The following is a 24,821-nucleotide window of genomic DNA, read 5'->3' as shown; positions in this document are numbered from 1 at the left end:
CATGGGCACCGCTACTCTTCCCGCATCCAACAAGTCCTGGGTGGACAAGCTCCCGATCATCTCCCACCTGAAGATGTCCTCCGGGCTCCAGCGCGGCATGCTGATCAGCGGGCTGGTCCTCACCGGCCTGTTCCTCATCGCAGCGATCTTTGCGCCGCTGATCGCCCCGTTCGGCTTCGCCCAGTCCGGCAACGCCAACGGCGACTTCCCGCGCCAGGCCGCCCCGGGCGGGGACTTCATCTGGGGCACCACCTCCGGCGGCTACGACGTGTTCTCCCGCACCATCTTCGGCGCGCAGACCGCGATCTTCGTGATCATCGCCGCCGTGGTGATGTCGTTGTTCCTCGGAGTGCTGCTGGGCCTGGTCTCCGGCTACCTCGGCGGCTGGTTCGACCGCATCGCGGTGATGCTCTCCGACGCCATCTATGCCTTCCCGTCGCTGCTGCTGGCCATCGTGATGTCCATCGTGATCTCGCAGGGCCAGTCGAAGGTGTTCGGCGGCGTCATGGCCGCGGCCATCTCCATCACCGTGGTGTTCATCCCGCAGTACTTCCGCGTGGTGCGCGCCGAGGTGATGCGCCTGAAGGCCGAGCCGTTCGTGGAATCCGCGCAGGTCATCGGCGCCAGCCCGTGGCGGGTCATGTTCACCCACCTGCTGCGCAACGCCACCCGCACGCTGCCGCTGATTTTCACGCTGAACGCCACCGAAGCGCTGCTGACGCTGGCGGGCCTGGGCTTCCTGGGCTTCGGCATCGAGCCGACCAGCGCCTCGGAATGGGGTTACGACCTGAACCGCGCGATGTCGGACGCCACCAGCGGCATCTGGTGGACCGGCCTGTTCCCGGGCCTGGCCATCGTGGTCACCGTGCTGGGCATGACCCTGGTCGGCGAATCCATGAATGATTTGAACGACCCGCGCCTGCGCCGCTTCAGCCGCAAGAAGGCCAAGCGCATCACCGAGGCAGGAGTCGGAGCATGAGCCACGCAGCGCCAACCATCACCGAAGACCGCGACGCAGTACTGCGCGTCGAGGGCTTGAACATCGACTTCGTCACCGACGCAGGTGCGGTGCCCGCCGTGCGCGGCGTGGACTTCACGGTCAAGGCCGGGGAAATCCTTGCCATCGTCGGCGAATCCGGATCCGGCAAGTCCGTGACAGCGCGCACCGCGCTGGGCATCATGGCGGAGAACGGAGCCGCCAGCGGAGCCGTGTACCTCAACGGCAAGGACATGCTGACCCTGCACGGGGCGGACCTGCGCGCCGCCCGCGGCCGGGACGTCGCCATGGTCTTCCAGGAACCCTCCACCGCGTTGAACCCGGTCTACACCGTGGGCTGGCAGATCATGGAGGGCATCCGCGCCCACAACAAGATCTCCAAGAAGGAAGCCAAGGCGCGCGCCATCGAGGCCATGCGCCAGGTCGGCATCCCGGACCCCGAGCAGCGGGTGGACTACTACCCGCACCAGTTCTCCGGCGGCCAGAAGCAGCGTGTGGTGATCGCCGCCGCGCTGGCGCTGAAGCCCGGGCTGATCGTGGCCGACGAGCCGACCACTGCGCTGGACGTCACCGTGCAGGCGGAAATCCTGGCCCTGCTGCGCGAGCTGCGCAACGAGCTGGGCACCGCGATCGTGATCATCACCCACAACATGGGGGTGGTCGCCGACATCGCGGACCGAGTGATCGTGATGAACCAGGGAAAGATCGTGGAGGAGGCGCCGGCGCTGACCCTCTTCGAGACCCCGCAGGAGGACTACACCCGAGCGCTGCTGGCCGCCGTGCCGCACCTGGGCCGCGAAAGCGCTTCCGAGGGCATGACCGAACGCCCGGTCGCCGGCGCCGAGGTGCTGGTCGAGGCCAAGGACCTGGTGGTCCACTTCCCGGGACGCTTCGGCGCCCCCGGCTTCACCGCCGTGGACAAGGTCGATCTGAAGATCCACGCCGGGGAAGTCTACGGCCTGGTCGGCGAATCCGGCTCCGGCAAGACCACCATCGGGCGCACCATCGCCGGCCTGAACCGGATGACCTCCGGATCGCTGAAGGTGCTGGGCTACGAAATGGCGGACTTCAAGGAACGCAGCTTCAAGCCGCTGCGCGAGCAGATCGGCTTCGTGTTCCAGGACCCGGCCGCCAGCTTCAACCCGCACCTGACCATCGGCGAATGCGTCGCCGAACCGCTGACGGTGCACCGCGAACTGGGCGCCTCGGCCACCCGCGCCAAGGTCGCCCAGCTGCTGGAAGCGGTGCAGCTGCCCTCGGGCTTCGCCAACCGCTACCCGCATGAGCTCTCCGGCGGCCAGCGCCAGCGCGCCTCGCTGGCCCGCGCCCTGGCGCTGGAGCCCAAGCTGCTGATCGCCGACGAGCCGACCAGCGCGCTGGACGTGTCGGTGCAGGCCAAGGTGCTGGAGTTGTTCCGCGAGCTGCAGACCGAGCTGGGCTTCGCAGCCCTGTTCGTCTCCCACGACCTGGCGGTCGTGGACCAGCTGGCCACCTGGGTCGGCGTGCTGTTCCGCGGGACGCTGCTGGAGGAGGGGCTGGGCTCGCAGGTGCTGGCCAACCCGCGCAACGACTACACCCAGCGGCTGATTGCCTCGCTGCCGGTTCCCGACCCGCGCGAGCAGGCCCAGCGCCGCGCCCGCATCGAGGAGCTGAACGCCAGGGGCTGAGCCCTGCCCCCCCCCGCCCGCCGCATCCGTCCGCGCAGCGCACCTCCCCGCCGGGGAGCGTGCCCTGCGCGGACGTTTCGCGTTCCCCGGTGTCCGGCGTCACCTTCTGGGTGAAGCGCCCGGTGACCACGTAAACTACAAACCATGAGCGAGCCGAACCTGACCGAAGAGAAGAACGCCTTCGACCCGCACGCGAGTTCCCTGCAGGGCGAAGTCCAGCAGGAGGTGCTCGATGAGCTGTATGCGATCCGCGGGAGCATCGACAACTTCGACGCCCAGCTGGTCTACCTGCTGGCCGAACGCTTCAAGGCAACCCAGCGCGTGGGACACCTGAAGGCCACGCACCAGCTGCCCGCCAGCGACCCCAATCGGGAGAAGGCCCAGATCGAACGCCTGCGCCGGCTGGCCCACGAGGCCCACCTGGATCCGGAATTCGCCGAGAAGTTCATGAACTTCATCATTTCCGAGGTCATCCGCCACCACCAGCACATTTCGAACAACCATCGGGGACCCGGCATCGATGCCTGAAACGCAGGACCTTTCGGCCGTCCCGGCACGCCGGGAGGATGTGCACGTCACCTCCTTCTGCCAGTTCCCGGGCGCCGATCCGCTGGAAATCCACCGCGTCATCCGCGGGGAGCTGGGCGAACCGAACCTCGCCGTGCTGCCGCAGCTGCCGGACCGCGGGGTCGGGGCCGACGCCCTGGGCCGCAGCGCCACCATGGTCGCGGACCTCGGCTTCGACCTCCAGCCGCACGGCTGGCGCATCGGGGTGCCCGACGGGCTGGACGCCCGGCGGGCCCGCAGCCTGCTGCGCAGCGACGAAAACCTGCTGGCTGACGTGGCCGGGGCCGAAAAGAAACAGCCTTCCAGGCTGCTGCTGGGGGTGCTTGGCCCTTGGAGCCTGGCCGCCGGTCTGCACCTGACCGGCGGCGAAAAGGTGCTCTCCGACCACGGGGCCCGGCGCGATGTCATCGAAGCCTACGCGCACGGGGTGCGCGAGCACCTGGCGCGGATCACCCGTGCCACCGGCATCACCGGGTTCACCCTGCAGCTCGACGAGCCGCAGCTTCCCGCCGCGCTGGACGGCGCCCTGCCCACCGCCAGCGGCTACCGCACCCTGCGCTCCATTCCGCGCAGTGAGGTGCGCACCAGCTACGCCGACTTCCTGTCGGTGCTGTCCGACGGGAAGGAGCCGTCGGCACTGCGCGTGGCGGTCAACCTGCCCGCGGCGGACGCCTCGTGGATCGAAAGGGTCGACCTGCTGCATCAGGCGGGCATCGATGGATGGCTGCTGGATCCGGCGGTGATGGGCCCCCGGCAGTGGGAACGCGCCGCGGGCCTGGTCGAGTCGGGAGCGCAGCTGTTCCTGCAGCTGCTGCAACCCGCAGGCCGCGCCCCGGGCATCGTGCAGGGTGTGAAAACCATCCTGAGACCCTGGCGGCAGCTGGGCCTGCCGCTGTCGCGCCTTTCGGCGCTGACGCTCATGCCCGCCGGATCCTTCGCCTCCAGCAGCGCCGCCGAGGTCGTGGAGTGCCTGGGGCGCCTGACCGGCTACGCCCAGGCCCTGGAACAGACCCGGGTGGACGCCTAGCCGGTGATCTGCCCCAAAGGCAGGGCTTTGCGCCAGTCAACGGGCTAAATCGGGGGCTGGTCATGTATCTTAGAAACAATGGCGGTAGCTTAGTTACCCACAGGCGACCAGCCGATTGAGCAGGCCCTGCGGGCCTGCCTCTGCCGGCGGGCCGCCTGCGGCTGTCCTAGCATTTCAGGGGGAAATTGGATGAAGGCTCGAATTCTTGTCGTCGACGATGACGAGGCGCTGTCGGAAATGATCGGCATCGTCCTGCAGAACGACGGCTTCGAGGCCTCCTTCTGCTACGACGGCTCCGGGGCGCTGGAAGCTTTCCGCGAGTCCAATCCCGACCTGGTGCTGCTCGACCTGATGCTCCCGGGCATCGACGGGATCGAGGTCTGCAAGCAGATCCGCGCCGAATCCGATGTCCCGGTGGTCATGCTCACCGCCAAGTCGGACACCGCCGACGTGGTCCGAGGCCTGGAATCCGGCGCCGACGACTACGTCCCGAAGCCCTTCAAGCCGGCCGAGCTGGTGGCCCGCGTGCGCGCCCGGCTGCGCCCGAACGAGACCCATGCGGCCGAGACCCTGCAGGTCGGCGAGGTCACCATCGACGTGGCCGGCCACCGGGTGACCCGCAGCGGCACCGTGGTGTCGCTGACCCCGCTGGAATTCGACCTGCTGGTCACCATGGCGCGCAAACCATGGCAGGTCTTCAGCCGCGAGCAGCTGCTCGAAGCGGTCTGGGGCTACCGGCACGCGGCCGACACCCGGCTGGTGAACGTGCACGTGCAGCGGCTGCGCTCGAAGATCGAGGTCGACCCGGAGAAACCGCAGATCATCCAGACCGTGCGCGGTGTCGGATACAAGGCTGGATCGGCAAGTTGAACACGCACGCGCCGACCGGAAAAGAACTTGTCCCGGTCGATGTGCGTGTCCATGAGATTCCCCAGGCCCCGCGTTTCTACCGGCTGAAGCACTGGATCCGCCGCCCGGTCGAGGCGGTGCGCAACCGTTGGCAGCGCCACCTGCTGTACCGCACGGTGATCTCCACGCTGCTGTTCACCTCGCTGGCGCTGCTGGCGGCCGGGGCGTTCCTCTCCAACCAGATCGCCTCCACGCTGTTCCAGGAACGCTTCAACCAGATCGAGAAGGAATCCGAGCGCGGCCTCACGCAGGCGCGCTCGATCCTCGAATCCGCCGCGACCACCGACCGCGCCTCCACCCAGGCCCTGGTGAACTCCACCCTGGCCACCCTGGAAGGCGACGGCGCCACCGTCATCCGCGACTTCGTGCTGATGCCCATCGCCGGGGACGAGAACCTCTACGTCGGCCCCATGGCCTCCGGCTCGCTGACCACCCGGGTGGTGCCCGGGGACCTGGCCGAGTCCGTGGCGGGGGAGCAGGGCATTTTCTGGCGCTCCATCGAGCTGGGCGTCGAAGGCGAGCAGTACCCCGGGCTGATCATCGGCACCAAGGTGCTGATCCCGCCGGGCCGCGAATACGGCCTCTACCTGGTCTACGACCTGTCCAGCGTGCAGGACACTCTGGCGTTCATCAACCGCGCCATGACCTTCACCGGCCTGGTGCTGCTGGCCGTGGTCGGCTTCGTCGCCTGGTCCGTGGCCCGCACTGTGGTGCGCCCCGTTGCCGACGCCGCCTATGTTTCCGAGCGCATCGCCGCCGGCGACCTGGACCGCCGCATGAAGGTTTCCGGCCGCGACGAAGTCGCCCGGCTGGGCACCGCCTTCAACCACATGGCCGCCTCGCTGCAGGAGCAGATCACCGCCCTGAACAACCTCTCCGCCATGCAGCAGCGCTTCGTCTCCGACGTGTCGCATGAACTGCGCACCCCGCTGACCACGGTGCGCATGGCCGCGGAGCTGATCCACGACGCCCGCGAGAACTTCGACCCGCTGACCGCGCGCTCCGCCGAGCTGATGTACAACCAGATCGAACGCTTCCAAAACCTGCTCAACGACCTGCTGGAAGTCTCCCGATTCGACGCCGGCGTGGCCGTGCTGGACCGCGAATCCACGGACCTGAACGTGATCGTGGGCAAGGTCATCGTCACCGCCACCCCGGTGGCCGACGAGTACGGCTCGATCATCCGGCTGAATTCCCCGTCCGAAGGCTGCGTGGCGGAAGTCGACCCGCGCCGCCTGGAGCGCGTGATGCGCAACCTGGTGCTCAACGCCGTGGAACACGGGGAGGCGCAGCCGATCGACGTGACCATCGGCGCCAACGACTCCGCCGTGGCCGTCACCGTGCGCGACTACGGCATCGGGATGTCCGAGGAATCCTGCAAGCATGTCTTCGACCGGTTCTGGCGCGCCGACCCGGCCCGCGCCCGCACCACCGGCGGCTCCGGCCTGGGCCTGTCCATCGCCATGGAGGACATCAGGCTGCACGATGGCCGGCTGGAGGCCTGGGGCGAGCTGGGGGTCGGATCGGTCTTCCGCATCACCCTGCCGCGCACCGCCAGCGACACCATCGACTCCTCGCCGCTGCCGCTGGAACCTGCCGCCGCGCAGACCCTGGACGAGCCGCAGGGGGACAGCTTCCCGCTGACCGGCGAGGTGCCCAAGATCGGCTTCACCCCGCTGGTGCTGCCCGAGGACGACGAGCCGGGAGATGACGATATCGCCGATCCGAGCGCGCCGATTCCGCCCGCCTCGCCGGAGGAGAAGTAATGCGACGCACGTTGATTCCGCTGCTGGCCATGCTGCTGGGGCTGGTGCTCGCCGCCACCGGCTGCGCCTCCATCCCGCGCTCCTCCCCGGTCAAGCAGATCGAGGTGGACGCAGTGGACGCCGGCGCCGAGCCGTACAGCTACGCCGCGGACGGGCCCGCCGACGGCGCGGACGCCAGGTCGATCGTGGACGGCTTCGTGGCCGCCGGCCGCTCGGTGGCCGAGGACTATGCGGTGGCCCGCGAATTCCTCACCCCGGAGCTGAGCCAGCAGTGGCGCGGCGACACCAGCACGCTGATCTACGAAGCGGTCAACGTGGTCAACGGCGCCGACACCAACCAGTACACGATCCAGCTGGAGATCATCGGCGCGGTGGATGCCCAGGGCGTGCGCACCGTCTACCCGGACCACTCCACCCGCGCGGTGGACGTGGTGGTCTCAAAGGTCGAGGACCAGTGGCGGATCTCCGACGCGCCCAACGGCGTGATGCTGGAAGCCTCCACCTTCAACAAGATCTTCTCCGCGCAGACGCTGTACTTCTACAACGCCACCTTCCGCTACCTGGTGCCCGACGTGCGTTGGTTCCCCACTGGCAGCGGCACCGCCACCTCCATGGTCCAGGCGCTGCTGGCCGGGCCCGCGCCGTACCTGGAGAACGCGGTGGTCTCCGCCTTCAGCTCCGCCGGATCCCTGGTGCGCTCCGCGGTGCCGGTGCGCGACGGCACCGCCACCATCGACCTGAGCAGGGCGACCTTCCAGGACGCCACCGACCAGATGCTGCTGCTCATGGACCAGCAGCTGGAGGCCACGTTGATCCCGCTGAACAACGTGACCAACGTGAAGATGCTGCAGAATGAAAACGAAATAACCCTGGCGGACCAGAGCACCACCATCGAGCCGGCGCTGGTGAACCCCAGCACCCCGGACACGCTGATCGGCATTGCCGACAAGTCGCTGGTGTACGTCAAGGGCCGCTCGATCATCCCGGTGGGAGGGCTGCCGGAGATCTCCCGCTACAACCCGCGCGAACCGGCCATGTCGCCCATCGGCAACCGCTACGCCTTCCTGAACGGCTCGCGCAAGCAGCTATGGACCATCGGCGAGGACGGTGCGCTGGACCTCGGCTTGGAAGGCGAGTCCCTGATCCAGCCGTCCATGGACCTTGCCGGCTGGACCTGGACCGCTGACAACCACGACAAGAACCCGCTGCGCGCGGTGCCGGACGACATCGCCGGCAAGGGGGAGGCCCGCACCATCAACGTGCCGTGGCTCGAAGGTTCCACGGTCAGCTCGCTGCGCATTTCCCGCGACGGGGCCCGTGCGTTGATCGTTGCCACGAAGGACTCCACCACGACCGTGTACGTCTCCGGGGTGATCCGCGATTCCGACGGTGTGCCGCGCGGCCTGAACAAGACGCCGATGAAGATCTACCCGGATGTTCCGGTCAACACCGCGGTCTGGGAGTCGGACCGCTCGATCATCGTCGCCGACCTGAGCCTCACCGAGCCGGTACTGGCCGAGCAGATCACCTTCCAGGGCGGAAACAAGCACCTGCAGGTCCTGCTGGGCATGGTTGGAATCGCCGCCGGCACGGGAGACAAGCGGGAAGTCTACGCCGAGTCCCAGGACCAGCTGTTCACCCTGGTGGGCAACTCCTGGCACGTGCTGGACGACTTCGCCAAGGACATCTCCTACCCGGGGTAGCGGTATCCACACCCGGCGCCCCGCTGCGGCCGCCGAGCCCTTCGGCCGGCCACCATGGAGCATGGGCTCCAACGACCGGGAATTCCTGCGAGATCTGGACCAGCTGTACGGACAGAAGACCCCGCAATGGCTGCGCTTCGCGCTGCGCGAGACCGTGAACTTCCTGCTGCCGGCCAGCTGCGCGGTCTGCGGCCGGGCCGATGACCGGCTGTGCGCCGCCTGCCGCAGTGCGGTGCGCCACCAGCTCGGCCTGCCTCCGCTGCCCGCAAGCCTAAACCGCTACCTGGAACTGCCGGCTCTGGCTGGGCAGATCCCCGTGGCCGCCTGCGGGATCTACGGCAATGAGCTGGCCCGGGCCATCCTTGCCTACAAGGACCACCAGCGGTACTTCCTGAAGAACCTGTTCGCCCCCTACCTTGCGGCCGCGCTGAACGCCGCGCTGGTCCCGCAGACCAGCGCCCGGCGCACGCTGATCGTGCCCATGCCCACCTCGCTGAAGGCGGTGGCGCGCAGGGGCTACCGGCCGGTGGAATCCATGCTCCAGTCGGCCGAGCGCCTCGGACTGCTCGACGCCGGGCTGGAGCTTTCCCCGGTGCTGCACTACCGGCTGGGCCAGGTGTTCAGCGGCGCCCAGAAGAGCAAGTCAGGAGCCGACCGGCGCGGGCGGCGCGTGCAGCTGATTGCCGAGATCCCGCGTGTTCGCCAACAGCCGATCCTGCTTGTCGACGATGTGATGACCACCGGCGCGACCCTGCAAAATGCCGCGATTACCTGTAATAACGCGGGATTTGAGGTGCTCGGGGCGGTGGTTCTTGCGCTGACCAGGCCGCCGGGCGACGAAGGGCCGGGGCAATTACGCTGACCGCGATAGGAAATGTGTGCGTTCGGTACTTGAATCTGGGGCGTCGTGGCCTAAGGTGAAGTATGGGTTGCATCACATAGATGCAGCGAAGCCCATCTTCAGTTCGAAGCGACGAAACTTTCGAACTGTTGTGTCACCCGACTCTATTTTGGAGGACACCATGGAGCTGAACTACAGCGGACGCAACATCACCGTCTCGGACCGTTTCCGGGAGTACGTTGACGAGAAAATCACCAAGGTCGACCAGCTGGCCACCAAGGTCCAGCGCATTGACGTCAAGGTCGTCAAGGAAACTCACGCCCGCAACCAGAGCACCGCACTCTCCGTGGAACTGACGGTTGTCGGTCGAGGACCGGCCATCCGTGCAGAAGCCCGTGGCGCTGACAAGTTCGCAGCCTTCGATGTCGCCTTCGCCAAACTGCTTGAGCGCCTGCGCAAGGCCCGCGACAAGCGCAAGGTGCATCGCGGAAACCACGCCCCGGTGGCAGTCCACCAGGCCACCAGCTCGCTGCCAGTGGTACCTACCGACAAGTCTCTGGTCGAGGAAACCCTTGCAGCCCAAGCCGCCGCCGAGGCGGCCGAGGCCGAAGAGAACGCCGAATACTCGCCGGTCGTGATCCGTCGCAAGTCCTTCCCGGCCGAAGTCATGAGCGTCGATGACGCCGTTGACCGTATGGAGCTGGTGGGGCACCCGTTCTACCTGTTCATTGATGAAGCTACCGGAGAGCACGCCGTGGTCTACGGACGCACCCAGTACCAATACGGAGTCATCACCCTGGATGCTTCGCTCAGCGCCGAGTCCGAGTCGACCGTCGAGACCCGCGGGTACCGCGACAAGGCAATGGCAACCGAGGGCTAGTCATTAGCAATCCATCAATCAAGGGCGGTCAGCGCACCCTGAGCCTGTCACAGGCTCGACGGGTTGCGCTGGCCGCCCAAGGCTTGTCCCGGGCCCGCCCGGACAAGCCGGTGACCCTGCGGCGGATGAACTCGACGCTGGAAGCCATTGCGCAACTGCAGATCGATTCGATCAACGTGGTGCGGCGCGCCCACTACATGCCGCTCTTCGCGCGGCTTGGCGCCTATGACACCGGGGCCCTGGATGCGCTGGTGGCCCGCCGGCGCGGGCCCATGACCGAATACTGGGCGCACGAAGCCAGCTACGTCCGCAGCGAGCTCGTCGCGGACCTGATCACCTGGCAGCGGCGCGGTTGGGTCGACCGTTCTGATCTGTTCACCGGAAAACACCATGAGCTGACCGAGAGTGTATTGTCATATCTGGCCGAGCATCCGGGGACTACCGCCCGTGAACTCAGCACGGCCTTGGACGTGCAGCCGGTCGGGGAGAAGCAGCACTGGGGCTGGAACTGGAACGACACGAAGTTCGTCACCGAGGCGCTATTCGCCCAGGGCAGGATCCTTGCGCTGGGTCGCAGCAGCCAGTTCGAACGCCGCTTCGCACTGGCCGAGGACGTGATCGACATGCCGCCGAGGCAAGACGCGCAGGACAGGGAACCCGCACTGCGCCGGCTGGTGCTGCGGGCGCTGCGCGCACTGGGCGTGGGTACCTCCCACTGCATTGCCGAGTATTTTCGACTGCCCTCGACCCAGGTTGCCGCCTTGCTGCGCGTACTCGTCGATGAGCGATTGGTGGAGCAGGTGGAGGTCGCCGGCCTTGCAGGGAGTTGCTACCGGCTTCCCGGCGCAGTGATCCCGCGCAGCATCGAGCCTGATCTTCGACTGCTTTCGCCCTTCGACTCCATGGTTTTCAACCGGCGCAGGCTGGAACGGTTCTTCGGGTTCGAGTACCGGGTGGAAATCTACGTCCCGCAGGCCAAGCGGCGCTACGGGTACTACGTGTTCCCGATGCTGCACGGCGAGGAATTCGTAGGTCGGGTGGACCTGAAAGCCGACCGGCGCAACGGGGTGCTGCAGGCCAAGGCGGTGCATTTCGAGCCCGGTGTTTCCCCGGAAGTTTCCGGCGCGCTGGACCGCGAGCTGGGGCGGATGGCGCAGTGGCTCGGGCTGGGCAGGGTTGAACGTTGACTGTGAACTGCCTGTTCGGTCCATTGCCGTTCACCACAAGAACACCGCAGAGACCGTTGAAATAGCGTTTGACGACGTTTTCCTCACGTAGACTGATTACGCCAGATTTACTGTGCTTGAGATATTGGGAGCTACCACGTGGCATCATTGCTAGAACGTATTTTGCGTACCGGCGACAAGAAGACCCTGAAGGTTCTTCGTAAGTACGCCGACACGATTAATACGTTGGAAGACGAGATTCGTGAACTTTCGGATGAAGAACTCCGGGGGGAGACCGAAAAGTTCCGGGCTCGCCTGGCCGATGGTGAATCGCTCGATGCCCTGCTTCCCGAGGCGTTCGCCGTAGTGCGCGAAGCCGCGGACCGCGTGCTGGGCATGCGTCACTTCGACGTCCAGCTGATGGGCGGCGCGGCGCTGCACATGGGCAATATTGCCGAAATGCGCACCGGTGAAGGCAAGACCCTGGTCGCGACCGCGCCTGCCTACCTGAATGCCCTGAGCGGCAAGGGAGTGCACGTGGTGACCACCAACGACTTCCTCGCCCAGTACCAGTCCGACCTGATGGGCCGCGTCTTCCGCTTCCTCGGCCTGAGTTGCGGCTGCATCCTGGCCAACATGGATCCCGCCGCGCGCCGCAAGCAGTACGCTGCGGATATCACCTACGGAACGAACAACGAATTCGGTTTCGACTACCTTCGCGACAACATGGCCTGGAGCAAGGACGAGCTCGTCCAGCGCGGCCACCATTTCGTCATCGTCGATGAGGTCGACTCGATCCTCATTGACGAGGCTCGTACCCCGCTGATCATCTCCGGCCAGGCCTCGGGCGACGTGAACCGCTGGTATGTCGAGTTTTCCAAGATCGTCTCGCGCCTGACCCGTGAAGATGATTACGAGGTCGACGAGAAGAAGCGCACCATCGGCGTGCTCGAGAGCGGCATCGAGAAGGTCGAAGACTATCTGGGCATCGACAATCTCTACGAGGCAAACAACACCCCGCTGATCGGCTTCCTGAACAATGCCATCAAGGCCAAGGAGCTGTTCAAGAAGGACAAGGACTACGTCGTGGTCAACGGCGAAGTCATGATCGTCGACGAGCACACCGGTCGTGCGCTGCAGGGCCGACGCTACTCCGAGGGCATGCACCAGGCGATCGAAGCCAAGGAAAACGTGGAGATCAAGGCCGAGAACCAGACCCTGGCCACGGTGACCTTGCAGAACTACTTCCGTATGTACGAGAAGATCTCGGGCATGACCGGCACCGCGCAGACCGAGGCCGCCGAGTTCTACGGCACCTACAAGCTCGGTGTCGTGGAGATCCCGACCAACAAGCCAGCGATCCGCCAGGACCAGTCGGACCTCATCTACAAGAACGAGATCTCCAAATTCAATGCGGTCGTCGAGGACATCGAAGAACGCCACAAGACCGGCCAGCCGATCCTGGTGGGCACTACCAGCGTGGAGAAGAGCGAATACCTGTCCCGGCTCCTGGCCAAGAAGGGAATTCGCCACGAAGTCCTGAACGCCAAGCAGCATGCACGCGAAGCCGCCGTGGTCGCGATGGCCGGCCGCAAGAACGGCGTGACCGTGTCGACCAACATGGCCGGCCGCGGTACCGACATCATGCTAGGCGGCAACGCCGAATTCCTCGCGGTGGCGGAAATGGAACGCCGCGGCCTGGACCCGGAAAACCACGCCGACGAATACAACAAGCAGTGGGATGACGTCTTCGAGGCGGCCAAGAAAACCGTGGCCGCTGAAGCCGAGGAAGTCACCAAGCTCGGCGGGTTGTACGTGCTGGGCACCGAGCGCCACGAATCGCGCCGCATCGACAACCAGCTGCGCGGTCGCGCCGGACGCCAGGGCGATCCGGGCGAATCCCGTTTCTACCTGTCGATGACCGATGACCTGATGCGCCGCTTCAACTCCGGCATGGCCGAGCGCATCATGAACAATCCCTCGATGCCCGACGACGTGGCCCTGGAATCCAAGATCGTTTCCCGAGCCATCGAATCCGCGCAGGCCCAGGTTGAAGGCGTCAACGCCGAACAGCGCAAGAACGTGCTGAAGTACGACGACGTCATGAACCGCCAGCGTGAAGCGATCTACACCGACCGCCGTGCCATCCTGGAAGGCGACGACCTCGAAGAGAAGGTCGGCCACTTCCTGGAAGACGTCGTCAAGGCCATGGTCACCGAAACCACCCAGGTGGGCAACCCGGATGACTGGGATCTGAAGCAGTTGTGGACCAACCTCAAGCAGCTGTATCCGATCGGCATCTCCATGACCGAGGTCATCGACGAAGCCGGCGGACTTGGCCACCTTTCGGCGCAGTTCCTGGAACGCGAGATCCTCTCCGATGCGCAGTACCAGTACGAGCTGCGCGAGAACCGCGTGGGCTCCGGCGTCATGCGCGACCTCGAACGTCGCGTGGTCCTGTCGACGATCGGCCGCAAGTGGCAGGAACACCTCTACGAGATGGACTACCTCAAGGAAGGCATCGGCCTGCGGGCCATGGCGCAGCGAGATCCACTGGTTGAGTACCAGCGCGAGGGCTACACCATGTTCCTGACGATGATGGAAGCCATTCGCGAGGAAAGCATCGGCACCTTGTTCAACCTGGAAATCCCGAGCGGTTCCGAGGAATCGGGCGAGCCCCAGGCCGCTGCTGCGAGCCAGCCGACGAACCTGCAGTTCACCGGGCCGGATGAGGAAGGCCACGCGAGCACCACCCGCGCCCAGGCCGCCAAGTCGGAAGGCAAGTCCGAGAAGAAGGCCAACAAGAAGAAGGCCAAGAACAAGCGCTAAAGCATTTCAACGCTTGTCACCTGCCACCGTCCGTGCCATGGCTCTACCCGCAGAGCCACGGCGCGGACGCGGTATTTAAAGCCAAGGATCACCGTGCACTCCCATCCGCCGCCCAGGGTACTGCGCAGCCGCATGGACTGCACCTGCCCGTGGCTTGTGCCTGGTTCCGGGGCGGTCTTGTATCCGTCGGTCTCGATCAGCGCCTGATCCCGGAGCTTGCGGATGCAGTCCGGGTTCATGACGAAGTTCAGCTGTGCGACGGTCCGGTAGCCAGCGATGATCTCGAAGACCGCGCGGGACACCGCATGCGACAGCCTGACCACGTTGATCCGTTCGGAACGACAGCCTGGGCCGCGATGGAAGATGTGGTCCATCGGCACGGCGATAGCGGCAGGAGTCCGGTTCTCGGCGGCCGTCACAGGCTGTTGGCAACGACTATGGGAGCTCTTGCGCTGGTTCAGGACTTCTCTGCGGGCTTCGATTTCCCTGACCGTATAGGCCAAGTCCTGGAAGCCGGTGTCGGTGCTCATGGGGACTCCTCAAAGGTTGTTCACTGGTATGCGGCGGCGCTGCCCGGATCACTTCAGGGGCGGAAGCGAAAGAACGGTGCCGATTTTAAGAAGGTCCGGATCGGCTCCGATGGCTGCGCGGTTCAGCTCGTAGATGCGGGGCCACAGGGCGGAGATTTCCGCGATGGTCGCCTGCCTGCCGAGCATCTGCGAGGCAATGCTCCACAGTGTCTGTCCCTTTGCGACCACCACCTCCTGCCGTACGCCCTGCGCGCGTCCCGACGGCTGCTTCTGCCCGCCGACGATCCGGGCCAAAGGCACGTTGATCGCCTCGGCCGACCATCGCGGCGAGGGAAGCTGCTCGCTGGCGGCAACCGGCTCGGGTTCTGAAGCGGTCGTATCCGTCGTTGCGGGAAGCGAGGCGGCGATGCTCTGCTGGGCAGCGCTCGGCCCGGCCCAAGCAGAGGCAACCGTCGCGGAAGATAAAGTCAGCGATGCCCCCAGCGCGGTCCCCAGAACGCCGCGTGCCACGTGCGGGGCCACTGCCTGCAACAGCCGCAGGGTGCGCTGATGCCGCCGGGCGGCGGCCCAGCGGATGGCGTGCGCCGTGGCGGTGCGCAGGATGTAGAACGCCGCGAATAGCGCTGCGGCATAGAGTGCAGGGACGATTATCGTGCCAGATCCAGGGTTCGCGTAATCGAAGACCGGGCGTTCTCGCCAAAGCCAGAACCCAACTCCGGCCAGGATAATGCCGGTTCCCAGCGCCAGTAGGAGGGGCAGAAGCGTTCGTCGTAATCCATCCATCACTAAAACTCTTTTCGTATCGTTTGATGTGATTTGATGAAGTTTGATTCACATGATGACACCTTGATGTGATTTTGTGAAGAGGGTTTCGTCAGCGAGTTTTCCCTCGTACAGTTGGCGCATGCGTTGGGATTCACTTTTCGAGGACCTCGAATCACAGCTTCAGGCGCAGCTGGAGGCGCAATTCCGCGACGAGGTCGCGGAAAACATTCGCATCGAACGCGCTACGGAAAAGCTGGCGGGAAAACTCGCGTCGCTCGCGGGGTGCACCGTGCACCTGCATCTGGCGGGCTCCGTGGAAGCCGTGGGGACGGTGGGACCGATGGGGGAGGACTACGTGTGCCTGGATGCCGAGGCCTCCAGCCTGCTGGTCACCGTGAAGGCCATCCAGCGGATCACCATGGCCTCGCCCTCTCGGTCTGCGGCGCTGCCGGGGCCCGAACCGTCGCCGGTCAAGCTTCCGGCACTGCTGCGCGGGTTGTTGCGCGACCGGAGCCGGATGCGGATCCACGACGGGTGGGGCAAACTGTTGGCCGAGGGCACCCCGACCCAGATCGGCCATGATTTCTTGATCATCGCCGCCCATCCGCGGGACGAATTCCCCCGCGAATCCAGCATTACCGAACACTCCATCGTGCCGCTGGCCGCGATCGGGTGGATCTCCATACCTAGGGGATACTAATCCACAGTTTTCAACTACAGCCTTTCGCGCACCGCAAACTTGTCGTAGGCTCGGCTCACATATATCCATGTGTTGGAGGTGCGTGCCGTGCCAGCAGAACGACGTGTGAACGAGTCCCGACCCGCCGCCGCAGCGCGGGTCAAGCGGCCCAGCTGGAAAGATCCTCGGCTGGCGCTCGGAGCGGTGCTGGTTACCGCGTCGGTCATCGGCACGGTGTATCTGGTGCGCGGCATGAACGAAACGACGACCGTCTACGTGGCCGGAGCAAACATCACCCTGGGGGAGCAGCTCACCAGCCGCAATCTCAAGCTGCAAGAGGTCCAGCTTGGCGATGCGCTGGGCAAGTACCTGGAAGAAGACGTCGTGGATCTGGGCAAGGCCCGGGCGAACACCTTCATCGGCGCCGGGGAGCTCATCCCGCTCTCCTCGATCACCAGCAGCGAGCTCGGCTCGCGCCGGCCGGTGAACCTTGAACTGCCCGCAGACCTGAGCGAGGCGATTACCCCGGGCAGTTTCGTGGATGTCTGGGTCGCCCAGCGCGCAGCCGGCGGCGCCAGCTACGGCGTGCCGGAGCAGCTGGCCTCCATGGTCGAGGTCTCCGCGCGCGTCGCCCAAGCCGGAGGGCTGGTGGGGAACAACGGAACCAACCTGGAGCTGCTGGTTGAAGCGGACAAGCTTGAGGCCTTCCTGCAGGCGCTGGCCAACGACGCGCGCATCACCGTGATCTACAACCCGGCGGGCGGGCAGCAATGAGCGTCTCGGTGGTGGTCCTTGGCCGCGATGAACACCTGGTGCGCCAGATCGAAGGGTACCGCGGAGAGTTGATCGTGGTGAGGGTCTGCGACGACGCGGCGGAGGCCATTGCGGCCTGCGCCGCCAGTGCGGCCGACGTCCTGCTGGTTTCCGAGCGGGGCCTCATGCCGCCCATGGAACAGGTCGACCAGCTGACCGGGCAGCGTACCGTGGTCGCCCTGCTGGATCCGAAGCCCGGGCGCACCACCATCGTCCCGGGCCTGGTTGAAATCCAGGACACCGTCGGCATGGTCGAACTGGAAGCGCTCATCACCCGGGCACTGGGCAGCCTGGGCGGCGCTGCCGAGGGACGCGGAGCCGGGTCCTCGGCGGCACCCGAGGAAGGTGCCGGGCGGGAAGGGAGGATCGTCTGCTTCTGGGGCGCTCCGGGATCTCCGGGACGCAGCACCGTGGCGCTGAACTATGCGGTGGAGGCGGCCGTGGCCGGGCTCTCGGTAGTACTCGTTGATGCCGACACCTATGCGGCGGCTCTCGCGATCCAGCTCGGCCTGATGGATGAATCGGCCTCGATCGCGCAGATGTGCCGCGTTGTCGACTCCGGTTCCCGCGACCCGGCCCGGCTCCGCGCGACCTGCCTGGCCGTCGAGGTCGCGGATTCCACGCTCATGGTAGCCACCGGCATCCCCCGGGCCAGCCGTTGGCCCGAAGTCCGTGCGGCGGCCCTGCGCCGGGCCGCGCTGACCCTGCGCTCCCACCACGATCTGGTGGTGCTCGATGTGGCTCCCTACATCGAGCTGGACGAGCAGCTCAGCTTCGACACCCAGGCCCCGCAGCGCAACGCGGTCACAGTGGAAATGCTGCAGTGCGCCGATGACGTTTTCATGGTGGTCGCCGCCGACAGCCTGGGTATTCCCCGGGCGCTTCGTGCCATCGATGAACTGGAGGATAAAGTCCCGGGAATCGAACCGCAGATCATCTTCAACAAGGTGTCTTCGGGCAATTCCGGGCACAGCCCCAAACGCCGGGTTCTCGAGGCCTGGCAGCGTTTTGGACCAACGCACCCCGTCGTTGGCTTTTTGCCCAATGACAACCCGATTTGCCATGCTGCAATCTTGGCTGGAAGCCCATTAGTGGAAATAGCTCCCAAAAGTTCATTACGTTCAGAAATACGGTCATTGGCCGGCATTAAATCTTCGGATTCCCCGGCAAAGGGAAAGACTCGTCGATTGGCAAAGAACCTGTGAGCCCGAAGCGCTGGAAACATGTAATGTGGGTAAAACTATGGGTCCGCAACGGCGCGGACCAATCGAACCGTTCTTGGAGGCGTTCACTTGAACTCGTCGAATTCCAGCATGACTGAATCATTCATGGCGGAGACTCTCACCCCAACCTTGGTGAGCGAGTACTACGGCCAGATCGCAAAGGAGGATGTTGCGGCCTACAGGCCGAACGAACTCGAATCGCGTGTCGCCGCCCATCTGGAAATCGGCTTTGAGCGCGAAGCTGATCACGCCAACGTCGCCATCACCCGCAATGCGGGCATTTCCGTGGTCAACATCGTCACCGACGACATGCCGTTTCTGGTGGACTCGGTCACCACGGCGCTGGTCAAGCGCGAAGCCCCCATCCAACTGGTGGTCCACCCGACTTTCGTGGTTTCCCGCGATCGCACCAGCGGCCAGATCCAGAACCTGAGCCTCACCGGCACCCAGCACATGGCCAGCGGCGATACCGCCGCCCTGTCGGATCTGAGCACCTTGGTCTCCTCCGAATCGCTGACCAAGATCGAATCGTGGATCTCTGTTGAGCTCGCCCGTGAACTGAGCGACGAACAGGCCGAGGACATCATCACGGGCCTGTACCAGGTCCTGGGCGATGTGCGCGTCGCCGTGAAGGACTGGCCGGCCATGCTGGACCAGGCGAAGGCCATTGCAGAAAGCCTCCCGCAGACCACCAACGCCGGCCAGATCGCCGAGCTGGAGCAGGCCGTTGAGCTGCTGAACTGGATGGCCGACGACAAGTTCACCTTCCTGGGCTATCGCGAGTACGACCTGGACACCGTGAACGGCGAGGACGTCCTGGTGGCCCGCCCGGGAACCGGCCTGGGCCTGATGAGCGAGCTGGAAAACCAGGGTCCGCAGCATCTGACCAAGCGCGGCCGCATTACCGCGCGCGACAAGCGTGCGCTGATCGTCACCAAGGCCAACGCCCGGTCGACCGTGCACCGCGGCGTCTACCTGGATTACGTGGGTGTCAAGAGCTTCGACGCCAACGGTGAGGTCAACGGCGAACGCCGCTTCATCGGCCTGTTCTCATCGAGCATGTACACCTCCAGCGTGAAGTCCGTTCCGGTCGTGCGCGAAAAGGTCAAGGCGGTGTTGAAGAACACCGGCTTCGCCCGCAACTCGCACTCCGGCAAGGACATCACCACCATCCTTGAGACCTACCCGCGCGACGAGATGTTCCAGATTTCCGTCGAGGACCTGACCTCCACCGCCCTGGGTATTCTGCGCCTGCAGGAGCGCCGCCGCACCTCGGTGTTCATCCGCACCGACGACTACGGTCGCTTCGTCACCGCCATGGTCTACATCCCGCGTGACCGCTTCTCCACCATGGTCCGCCACCGCGTGGAGCAGGAGCTGCAGACCTCCTTCAACGCGGACTCGGTGGAGTACGAGGCCCAGCTGGGTTCCGGCGCACTGGTGCGCCTGTTCTACCGCCTGCGCCTGCAGCGCCACGGCTTGGCCCCGGTCGTGGACCGCAAGGCCCTGGAAAACCGCATCGCCATGGCCGTGCGTTCCTGGTCCGACGCCATCGTCGACGCGGCCCGCGACAGCCTGGAAGCCGGCGTGGCCAACCAGCTGTCCAACACCTGGGCCGAGGCGTTCCCCGCCTCCTACAAGGTCCAGTTCGAGATCGACGACGCGCTGAACGACATCGAGCTGCTCGCCGAACTGCAGGAGCCTGAGGCCTCCGCAGGCCCGGTCGTCTCCTTCTACGATCCGAAAACCGATGACGAGGATGCGCTGGTGACCAAGCGCATGAAGATCTACGTCGATCGCCCGCTGCTGCTCTCGCGCATTCTTCCGGTGCTGCAGGACCTGGGCCTGGACGTCGTGGACGAGCGCCCGTACGAATTGAACCCGGAGGGCATCGGCCAGCGCTTCATCTACGACATGGGCCTTAAGGTCGACGACTCCATCGACTTCGCCGCCGTCCAGGACAAGCTGGCGGCCGCCTATGCCGCAGTGGTCCGCAACGAGGCCGAGTCCGACAGCCTCAACGCACTGGTACTGCGAGAAGGCCTGGACTGGCAGGAAGTCGCCATGCTGCGCGGCTATGCGCACTACCTGCTGCAGCTGGGTGTGCCGAATTCGACCGGCTTCATCGCCGGCGCGCTGGTGAGCAATGCCGCGGTCACCCACGGCATCGTCGAGCTGTTCCACGCCACCTTCAACCCGAAGCTGAGCGCAGAGCAGTCGCAGGCGCTGCGCGCCGCCGCCCACGAGAAGATCACCGACGCGCTGGAGGCCGTGCCGACGCTGGACGCCGACACCCTGCTGCGCCGCTTCGTGAAGGTCATCGAGGCTACCAAGCGGACCAATTACTATGCCGAGAACCAGCAGGCGCTGGCCTTCAAACTGGCTCCGGGGGAAATCGACTTCGCGCCGTTCCCGCGCCCGAAGCACGAGCTGTGGGTCTACTCGCCGCGCGTGGAAGGCACCCACTTCCGCTTCGGTGCCGTCGCCCGCGGCGGCCTGCGCTGGTCGGACCGGCGAGAGGACTTCCGCACCGAAGTCCTGGGCCTGGTCAAGGCCCAGATGGTGAAGAACTCCGTGATCGTGCCAACCGGTGCGAAGGGCGGCTTCTACGCCAAGCAGCTGCCTAACCCGGCCGTAGATCGCGGGGCCTGGATGGACGAAGGCAAGGGCGCCTACCGCGTCTTCATCCGCACCCTGCTGGAGCTGACCGACAACCTGGTCGCCGACGAGAACGGCGAGCACGTCGTGGCTCCGGACAACGTGGTCCGCCGCGACGGCGATGACACCTACCTGGTGGTCGCCGCAGACAAGGGCACCGCGAGCTTCTCCGACACCGCGAACGAGATCTCCGAGGACAAGGGCCACTGGCTTGGCGACGCCTTCGCCTCGGGCGGCTCGGTGGGCTACGACCACAAGGGCATGGGCATCACCGCCCGCGGTGCCTGGGAATCGGTCAAGCGCCACTTCTTCGAGCTGGGCATCGACACCCAGACCCAGGAGTTCACCGCGGTGGGTGTGGGCGACATGTCCGGCGACGTCTTCGGCAACGGCCTGCGCCGTACCAAGACGATCAAGCTGGTCGCCGCATTCGACCACCGCGACATCTTCCTGGACCCGAACCCGGATCCGGAAGCGGCTTTCGAGGAGCGCGAGCGCCTCTACCACCTGCCGCGTTCCAGCTGGGCCGACTACAACCGCGAGCTGATCTCCGCCGGCGGCGGCGTGTACCCGCGCAGCCTGAAGTCCGTGCCGGTCAGCCCGGAGGTCCGCGAGGTCCTGGGGCTTGACGCGTCGGTCACCGCCATGTCGCCGAACGAGCTGCTCAAGGCCATCCTTTCGGCCCCGGTCGACCTGCTGTACAACGGCGGGATCGGCACCTACGTGAAGTCCTCGGCCGAACGGCACGGCCAGGTAGGCGACCGCGCGAACGACTCGATCCGCGTGGACGGAGCGGACCTGCGCGTGAAGGTCGTCGGCGAAGGCGGCAACCTGGGCATGACCCAGCTGGGCCGCATCGAAGCCGCACTGAACGGGGTGATCCTGAACACCGACGCCATCGACAACTCGGCCGGCGTGGACACCTCCGACCGCGAGGTGAACATCAAGATCTTCGTTGACCGCCAAATCAAGGCCGGCAACATCGATCCTGCCGAGCGCAAGGACTTCCTGCTGTCGATGACCGACAACGTGGGTGACCTGGTGCTGCAGACCAACTTCAACCAGAACGTGCTGCTGCTGAATGAGAAGCACGCCGCGCAGACCTGGGCCCCGGCCTACGAGCGCCTGATGCAGTGGCTGGAGGAGCACGCCGACCTGAACCGCGCGCTGGAATTCCTGCCGGGCTCCGAGGAGCTGGAAGAGCGCCGCGCGGCCGGCGGTGTCATGACCGCACCGGAGCTGTCGGTCCTGGCCGCCTACGCCAAGATCCAACTGGCCCATGCGCTGTCCGAATCCGATCTGGCCGAGGATCCCTACTTTGCCGAGACCATGCGCCGGTACTTCCCGGAGCGCTTGGTGGAGCGTTTCGGGGACCAGCTGCAGTCCCATCCGCTGCGCAAGGAAATCATCGCCACGGTGATCGCCAACGACATGGTGAACATCGGCGGCATCACCTACGTATTCCGCGCCATGGAGGAAACCAGCGCCAGCGAAGTGCACATCGCCAAGGTGTTCTGCGCCCTGCGCGAGGTCTACCACTTCGATGCGCAGTTCGACGCGATCAACTCCCAGCCGGCGGGCACAGACGTGGACTACTGGGGCCGCCAGCACCATGACATGCGCCGCCTGCTGGACCGCGCCACCCGCTGGTTCATCAACAGCGTCGACCAGGAACTGCTGGTCGGCCAGGCGGTGGAGCGCTACGAGTCGATCGTCACCCAGCTGCGCGAAGAGCTGCCGCAGCTGCTGCACGGCAACGACCAGGAGCGCTTCCAGCAGTGGCACGCAGACGCCTTGGCCAACGGCATCGGCGAACGCCGTGCCAGCATGTGGGCCTCGCAGTTCGAGTCCTTCGCGCTGCTGGACGTGGCCGACCTGGTGCACCGCACCCAGGAGGACGTGGAGAAGGTCTCGCAGACCTATTTCATGCTCTACGACCTGTTCAGCGTCGATACGCTGCTGAACCGCATCACCAACCTGCCGCGGTCGGACCGCTGGCAGGCGCTGGCCCGTGCGGCCATGCGCGATGACTTGTACAGCACGATCATCGACCTGACCAACGACGTGCTGGAATCCTCGGGAGAGATCACGGACGTGGCAGAGCGTGTTGCGGCGTGGGAAGTGGCGAACGCGGCTAATCTGGATCGTGCGAAGGCAATGTTCGCCGAAGTGAACAGACTTGAACGCGATGACATGGCATCGCTCTCGGTGGCCCTTCGCCTGTTGCGTTCAATCGTCCGGAGGTAATCACCCCTAATGGCCCTCATCACCGAAGATCTACGTCACAAGGCCGACCTCGGTCCCGGTGATGAGGACTGGCTCCACCTGCTGGTGGGGGACTGGCAGCTGGTCTCGGACCTCGCGTTCGCAGACCTGGTGCTCTGGTTCCCCACCGGCGACGGATCCTATGTCGCTTTGGCTCATGTGCGCCCCTCCACCTCGCACACGACCTTCCACACCGACTTCGTCGGCGAGCGGATCCGCAAGGATCTGCGTCTCATGGTGGACCGCGCCTGGGACAGCCGAACCATCCAGCGTTCGGCCGAGCATCCCGGCGCCGACCTGATTCCAGGGCTGACCACGGTGCAGGCAGTCCCTCTGGTTCGCCAGCACCGGACCGTCGCGGTGCTCACGTCGCACTTCGACCGCAGCCAGTCGCGTACCCCCTCGAATCTGGAACTCGTCTACCGGCAAAGCGCCGACGACCTGCTGGCAATGGGCACCAAGGGCCTGTGGCCGGACTTCGCCAGCCCGACCGGTTCGCGCCGCGGCGCGCCCCGCGTGGGCGACGGCTTCATCCGACTCAGTGTCGAGGGAACCGTGGAATTCGCCAGCCCCAACGCCGTCTCGGCTTTCCGCCGACTCGGCGCCGCCGACGTGCTGCAGGGCCAGCCGCTGGCCGACCTGACCATGGCGCTGGTCCGCGACCGGCGAGTGGTCGACGAAACCCTTCCGCTGGTCCTCCAGGGCAAGATGCCATGGCGCACCGAAGTCGAGTACCGCGGAGTCACCCTCTCGCTGCGCGCCATCCCGTTGCGTGACGAATCCAAGCGCTGGGGTGCATTGGTTCTGTGCCGCGACGTTTCGGAACTGCGGCGGCGTGAAAAGGAGCTGGTAACCAAGGATGCGACCATCCGCGAGATCCACCACCGTGTGAAGAACAACCTCCAGACCGTGGCCGCCCTGCTGCGCATGCAGTCGCGGCGCATGAGCTCGGATGAGGGCAAGCAGGGCCTGGAACAAGCCATGCGGCGCGTGTCCACGATTGCCTCTGTCCACGAATTCCTGTCCAAGGGACTGAACGAAACCGTGAAGTTCGACGACTTGATGGACCGCCAGTTCCGCCTGATTGTCGAAATCGCCTCACCTGGGCAGAAGGTCTCCACCCGCCGCGAAGGGGAGTTCGGCATGCTCGATGCCGACTTGGCCACTCCGTTGTCGCTGGTGATCAACGAGCTGGTGACCAATGCCGTAGAACACGGACTGGCCAACCGCGACGGACAGGTGGCACTGATTGCCGAACGCTATCTCGGCGCCGATACCAAGGACTGGCTCAGGGTGATCATCGAGGATGACGGCCACGGGCTGCCCGAGGGGGAGCGCCGCGAAGGGCTCGGCCTGCAGATCGTACGCACTCTGGTGAACAGCGAGTTGTCAGGGGAAATCCATTGGCTGCCCGGCCACGAGGGTGGAACGCGCGTCGTCATCGAAATGCCGTTGACCCTGGATCGCCGGGCCCAGGCCTGAACGTCCGCCGGACTGGCGGCCAGCCGTTGTTCGCCGTAGGAAAAACGAAAGGCG

The 24,821-nt window shown here is 65.5% G+C and carries 18 protein-coding genes; 16 read left to right on the top strand and 2 right to left on the bottom strand.

The features are described from left to right. Position 1 precedes the first annotated feature (1 nt). The 11 genes from JQN66_RS10990 to secA all read left to right on the top strand — a co-directional run bounded on the left by JQN66_RS10990 (position 2) and on the right by secA (position 14,352). On the top strand, positions 2 to 979 hold the full coding sequence (locus tag JQN66_RS10990) for an ABC transporter permease (protein ID WP_204674956.1): 978 nt from the start codon (positions 2 to 4) through the stop codon (positions 977 to 979). After that, positions 976 to 2,664, top strand: a complete 1,689-nt coding sequence (locus JQN66_RS10985) for a dipeptide ABC transporter ATP-binding protein (protein ID WP_188946648.1) — start codon at positions 976 to 978, stop codon at positions 2,662 to 2,664. Before JQN66_RS10990 ends, JQN66_RS10985 begins: the two co-directional genes overlap by 4 nt. A gap of 144 nt (positions 2,665 to 2,808) precedes the next feature. Next, complete coding sequence (locus JQN66_RS10980; RefSeq protein ID WP_188946649.1) at positions 2,809 to 3,192, top strand: chorismate mutase; 384 nt, start codon at positions 2,809 to 2,811, stop codon at positions 3,190 to 3,192. Beyond that, entirely contained in the window at positions 3,185 to 4,258 is a 1,074-nt protein-coding gene (locus JQN66_RS10975; RefSeq protein WP_204674954.1) for a uroporphyrinogen decarboxylase/cobalamine-independent methonine synthase family protein, read from the top strand. The genes JQN66_RS10980 and JQN66_RS10975 overlap by 8 nt, the downstream gene beginning before the upstream one ends. 189 nt (positions 4,259 to 4,447) lie before the next feature. After that, entirely contained in the window at positions 4,448 to 5,128 is a 681-nt protein-coding gene (gene mtrA, locus JQN66_RS10970) for an MtrAB system response regulator MtrA (protein WP_204674952.1), read from the top strand. Further along, the gene (gene mtrB / locus JQN66_RS10965; protein ID WP_204674950.1) at positions 5,125 to 6,933 is read left to right on the top strand and encodes an MtrAB system histidine kinase MtrB; all 1,809 of its coding nucleotides are present in this window, start codon (positions 5,125 to 5,127) and stop codon (positions 6,931 to 6,933) included. Before mtrA ends, mtrB begins: the two co-directional genes overlap by 4 nt. Then, on the top strand, positions 6,933 to 8,636 hold the full coding sequence (locus JQN66_RS10960) for an LpqB family beta-propeller domain-containing protein (RefSeq protein ID WP_204674948.1): 1,704 nt from the start codon (positions 6,933 to 6,935) through the stop codon (positions 8,634 to 8,636). The genes mtrB and JQN66_RS10960 overlap by 1 nt, the downstream gene beginning before the upstream one ends. A gap of 61 nt (positions 8,637 to 8,697) precedes the next feature. Beyond that, positions 8,698 to 9,498, top strand: coding sequence for a ComF family protein (locus JQN66_RS10955; protein ID WP_204674946.1), 801 nt, complete (start codon positions 8,698 to 8,700; stop codon positions 9,496 to 9,498). Positions 9,499 to 9,658: 160 nt separating this feature from the next. Next, the gene (hpf, locus tag JQN66_RS10950) at positions 9,659 to 10,357 is read left to right on the top strand and encodes a ribosome hibernation-promoting factor, HPF/YfiA family (protein WP_204674944.1); all 699 of its coding nucleotides are present in this window, start codon (positions 9,659 to 9,661) and stop codon (positions 10,355 to 10,357) included. Between the two features lie 83 nt (positions 10,358 to 10,440). Next, on the top strand, positions 10,441 to 11,544 hold the full coding sequence (locus tag JQN66_RS10945; protein WP_204674942.1) for a winged helix-turn-helix domain-containing protein: 1,104 nt from the start codon (positions 10,441 to 10,443) through the stop codon (positions 11,542 to 11,544). A gap of 138 nt (positions 11,545 to 11,682) precedes the next feature. Continuing rightward, on the top strand, positions 11,683 to 14,352 hold the full coding sequence (gene secA, locus JQN66_RS10940) for a preprotein translocase subunit SecA (protein ID WP_204674940.1): 2,670 nt from the start codon (positions 11,683 to 11,685) through the stop codon (positions 14,350 to 14,352). Here the strand turns inward: secA and JQN66_RS10935 are convergent. Both JQN66_RS10935 and JQN66_RS10930 read right to left on the bottom strand, forming a co-directional pair. Then, a complete protein-coding gene (locus tag JQN66_RS10935) occupies positions 14,349 to 14,882 on the bottom strand; it encodes an Rv3235 family protein (RefSeq protein WP_204674938.1) in 534 nt (177 codons plus the stop codon). The genes secA and JQN66_RS10935 overlap by 4 nt on opposite strands. Before the next feature lie 48 nt (positions 14,883 to 14,930). Further along, positions 14,931 to 15,665, bottom strand: coding sequence for a LysM peptidoglycan-binding domain-containing protein (locus tag JQN66_RS10930; protein ID WP_188946659.1), 735 nt, complete (start codon positions 15,663 to 15,665; stop codon positions 14,931 to 14,933). 121 nt (positions 15,666 to 15,786) lie between these two features. Between JQN66_RS10930 and JQN66_RS10925 the strand changes: the two genes are divergently transcribed. The 5 genes from JQN66_RS10925 to JQN66_RS10905 all read left to right on the top strand — a co-directional run bounded on the left by JQN66_RS10925 (position 15,787) and on the right by JQN66_RS10905 (position 24,767). Continuing rightward, entirely contained in the window at positions 15,787 to 16,347 is a 561-nt protein-coding gene (locus JQN66_RS10925; RefSeq protein ID WP_204674936.1) for a hypothetical protein, read from the top strand. Positions 16,348 to 16,434: 87 nt separating this feature from the next. Then, the gene (locus JQN66_RS10920; RefSeq protein ID WP_188946661.1) at positions 16,435 to 17,100 is read left to right on the top strand and encodes a hypothetical protein; all 666 of its coding nucleotides are present in this window, start codon (positions 16,435 to 16,437) and stop codon (positions 17,098 to 17,100) included. Beyond that, complete coding sequence (locus JQN66_RS10915) at positions 17,097 to 18,344, top strand: P-loop NTPase family protein (protein WP_204674934.1); 1,248 nt, start codon at positions 17,097 to 17,099, stop codon at positions 18,342 to 18,344. The genes JQN66_RS10920 and JQN66_RS10915 overlap by 4 nt, the downstream gene beginning before the upstream one ends. Before the next feature lie 108 nt (positions 18,345 to 18,452). After that, positions 18,453 to 23,267 (top strand): NAD-glutamate dehydrogenase, encoded by a 4,815-nt coding sequence (locus JQN66_RS10910; protein ID WP_239463988.1) that lies wholly within the window; start codon positions 18,453 to 18,455, stop codon positions 23,265 to 23,267. Between the two features lie 9 nt (positions 23,268 to 23,276). Further along, complete coding sequence (locus JQN66_RS10905) at positions 23,277 to 24,767, top strand: sensor histidine kinase (RefSeq protein WP_204674932.1); 1,491 nt, start codon at positions 23,277 to 23,279, stop codon at positions 24,765 to 24,767. Positions 24,768 to 24,821: the final 54 nt, after the last annotated feature.

This window comes from Glutamicibacter protophormiae, assembly GCF_016894325.1.
Lineage (GTDB): Bacteria > Actinomycetota > Actinomycetes > Actinomycetales > Micrococcaceae > Glutamicibacter > Glutamicibacter protophormiae.
The sequence above is the reverse complement of the archived record's forward strand: the minus strand, read 5'-3'. Positions and strand labels throughout refer to the sequence as shown.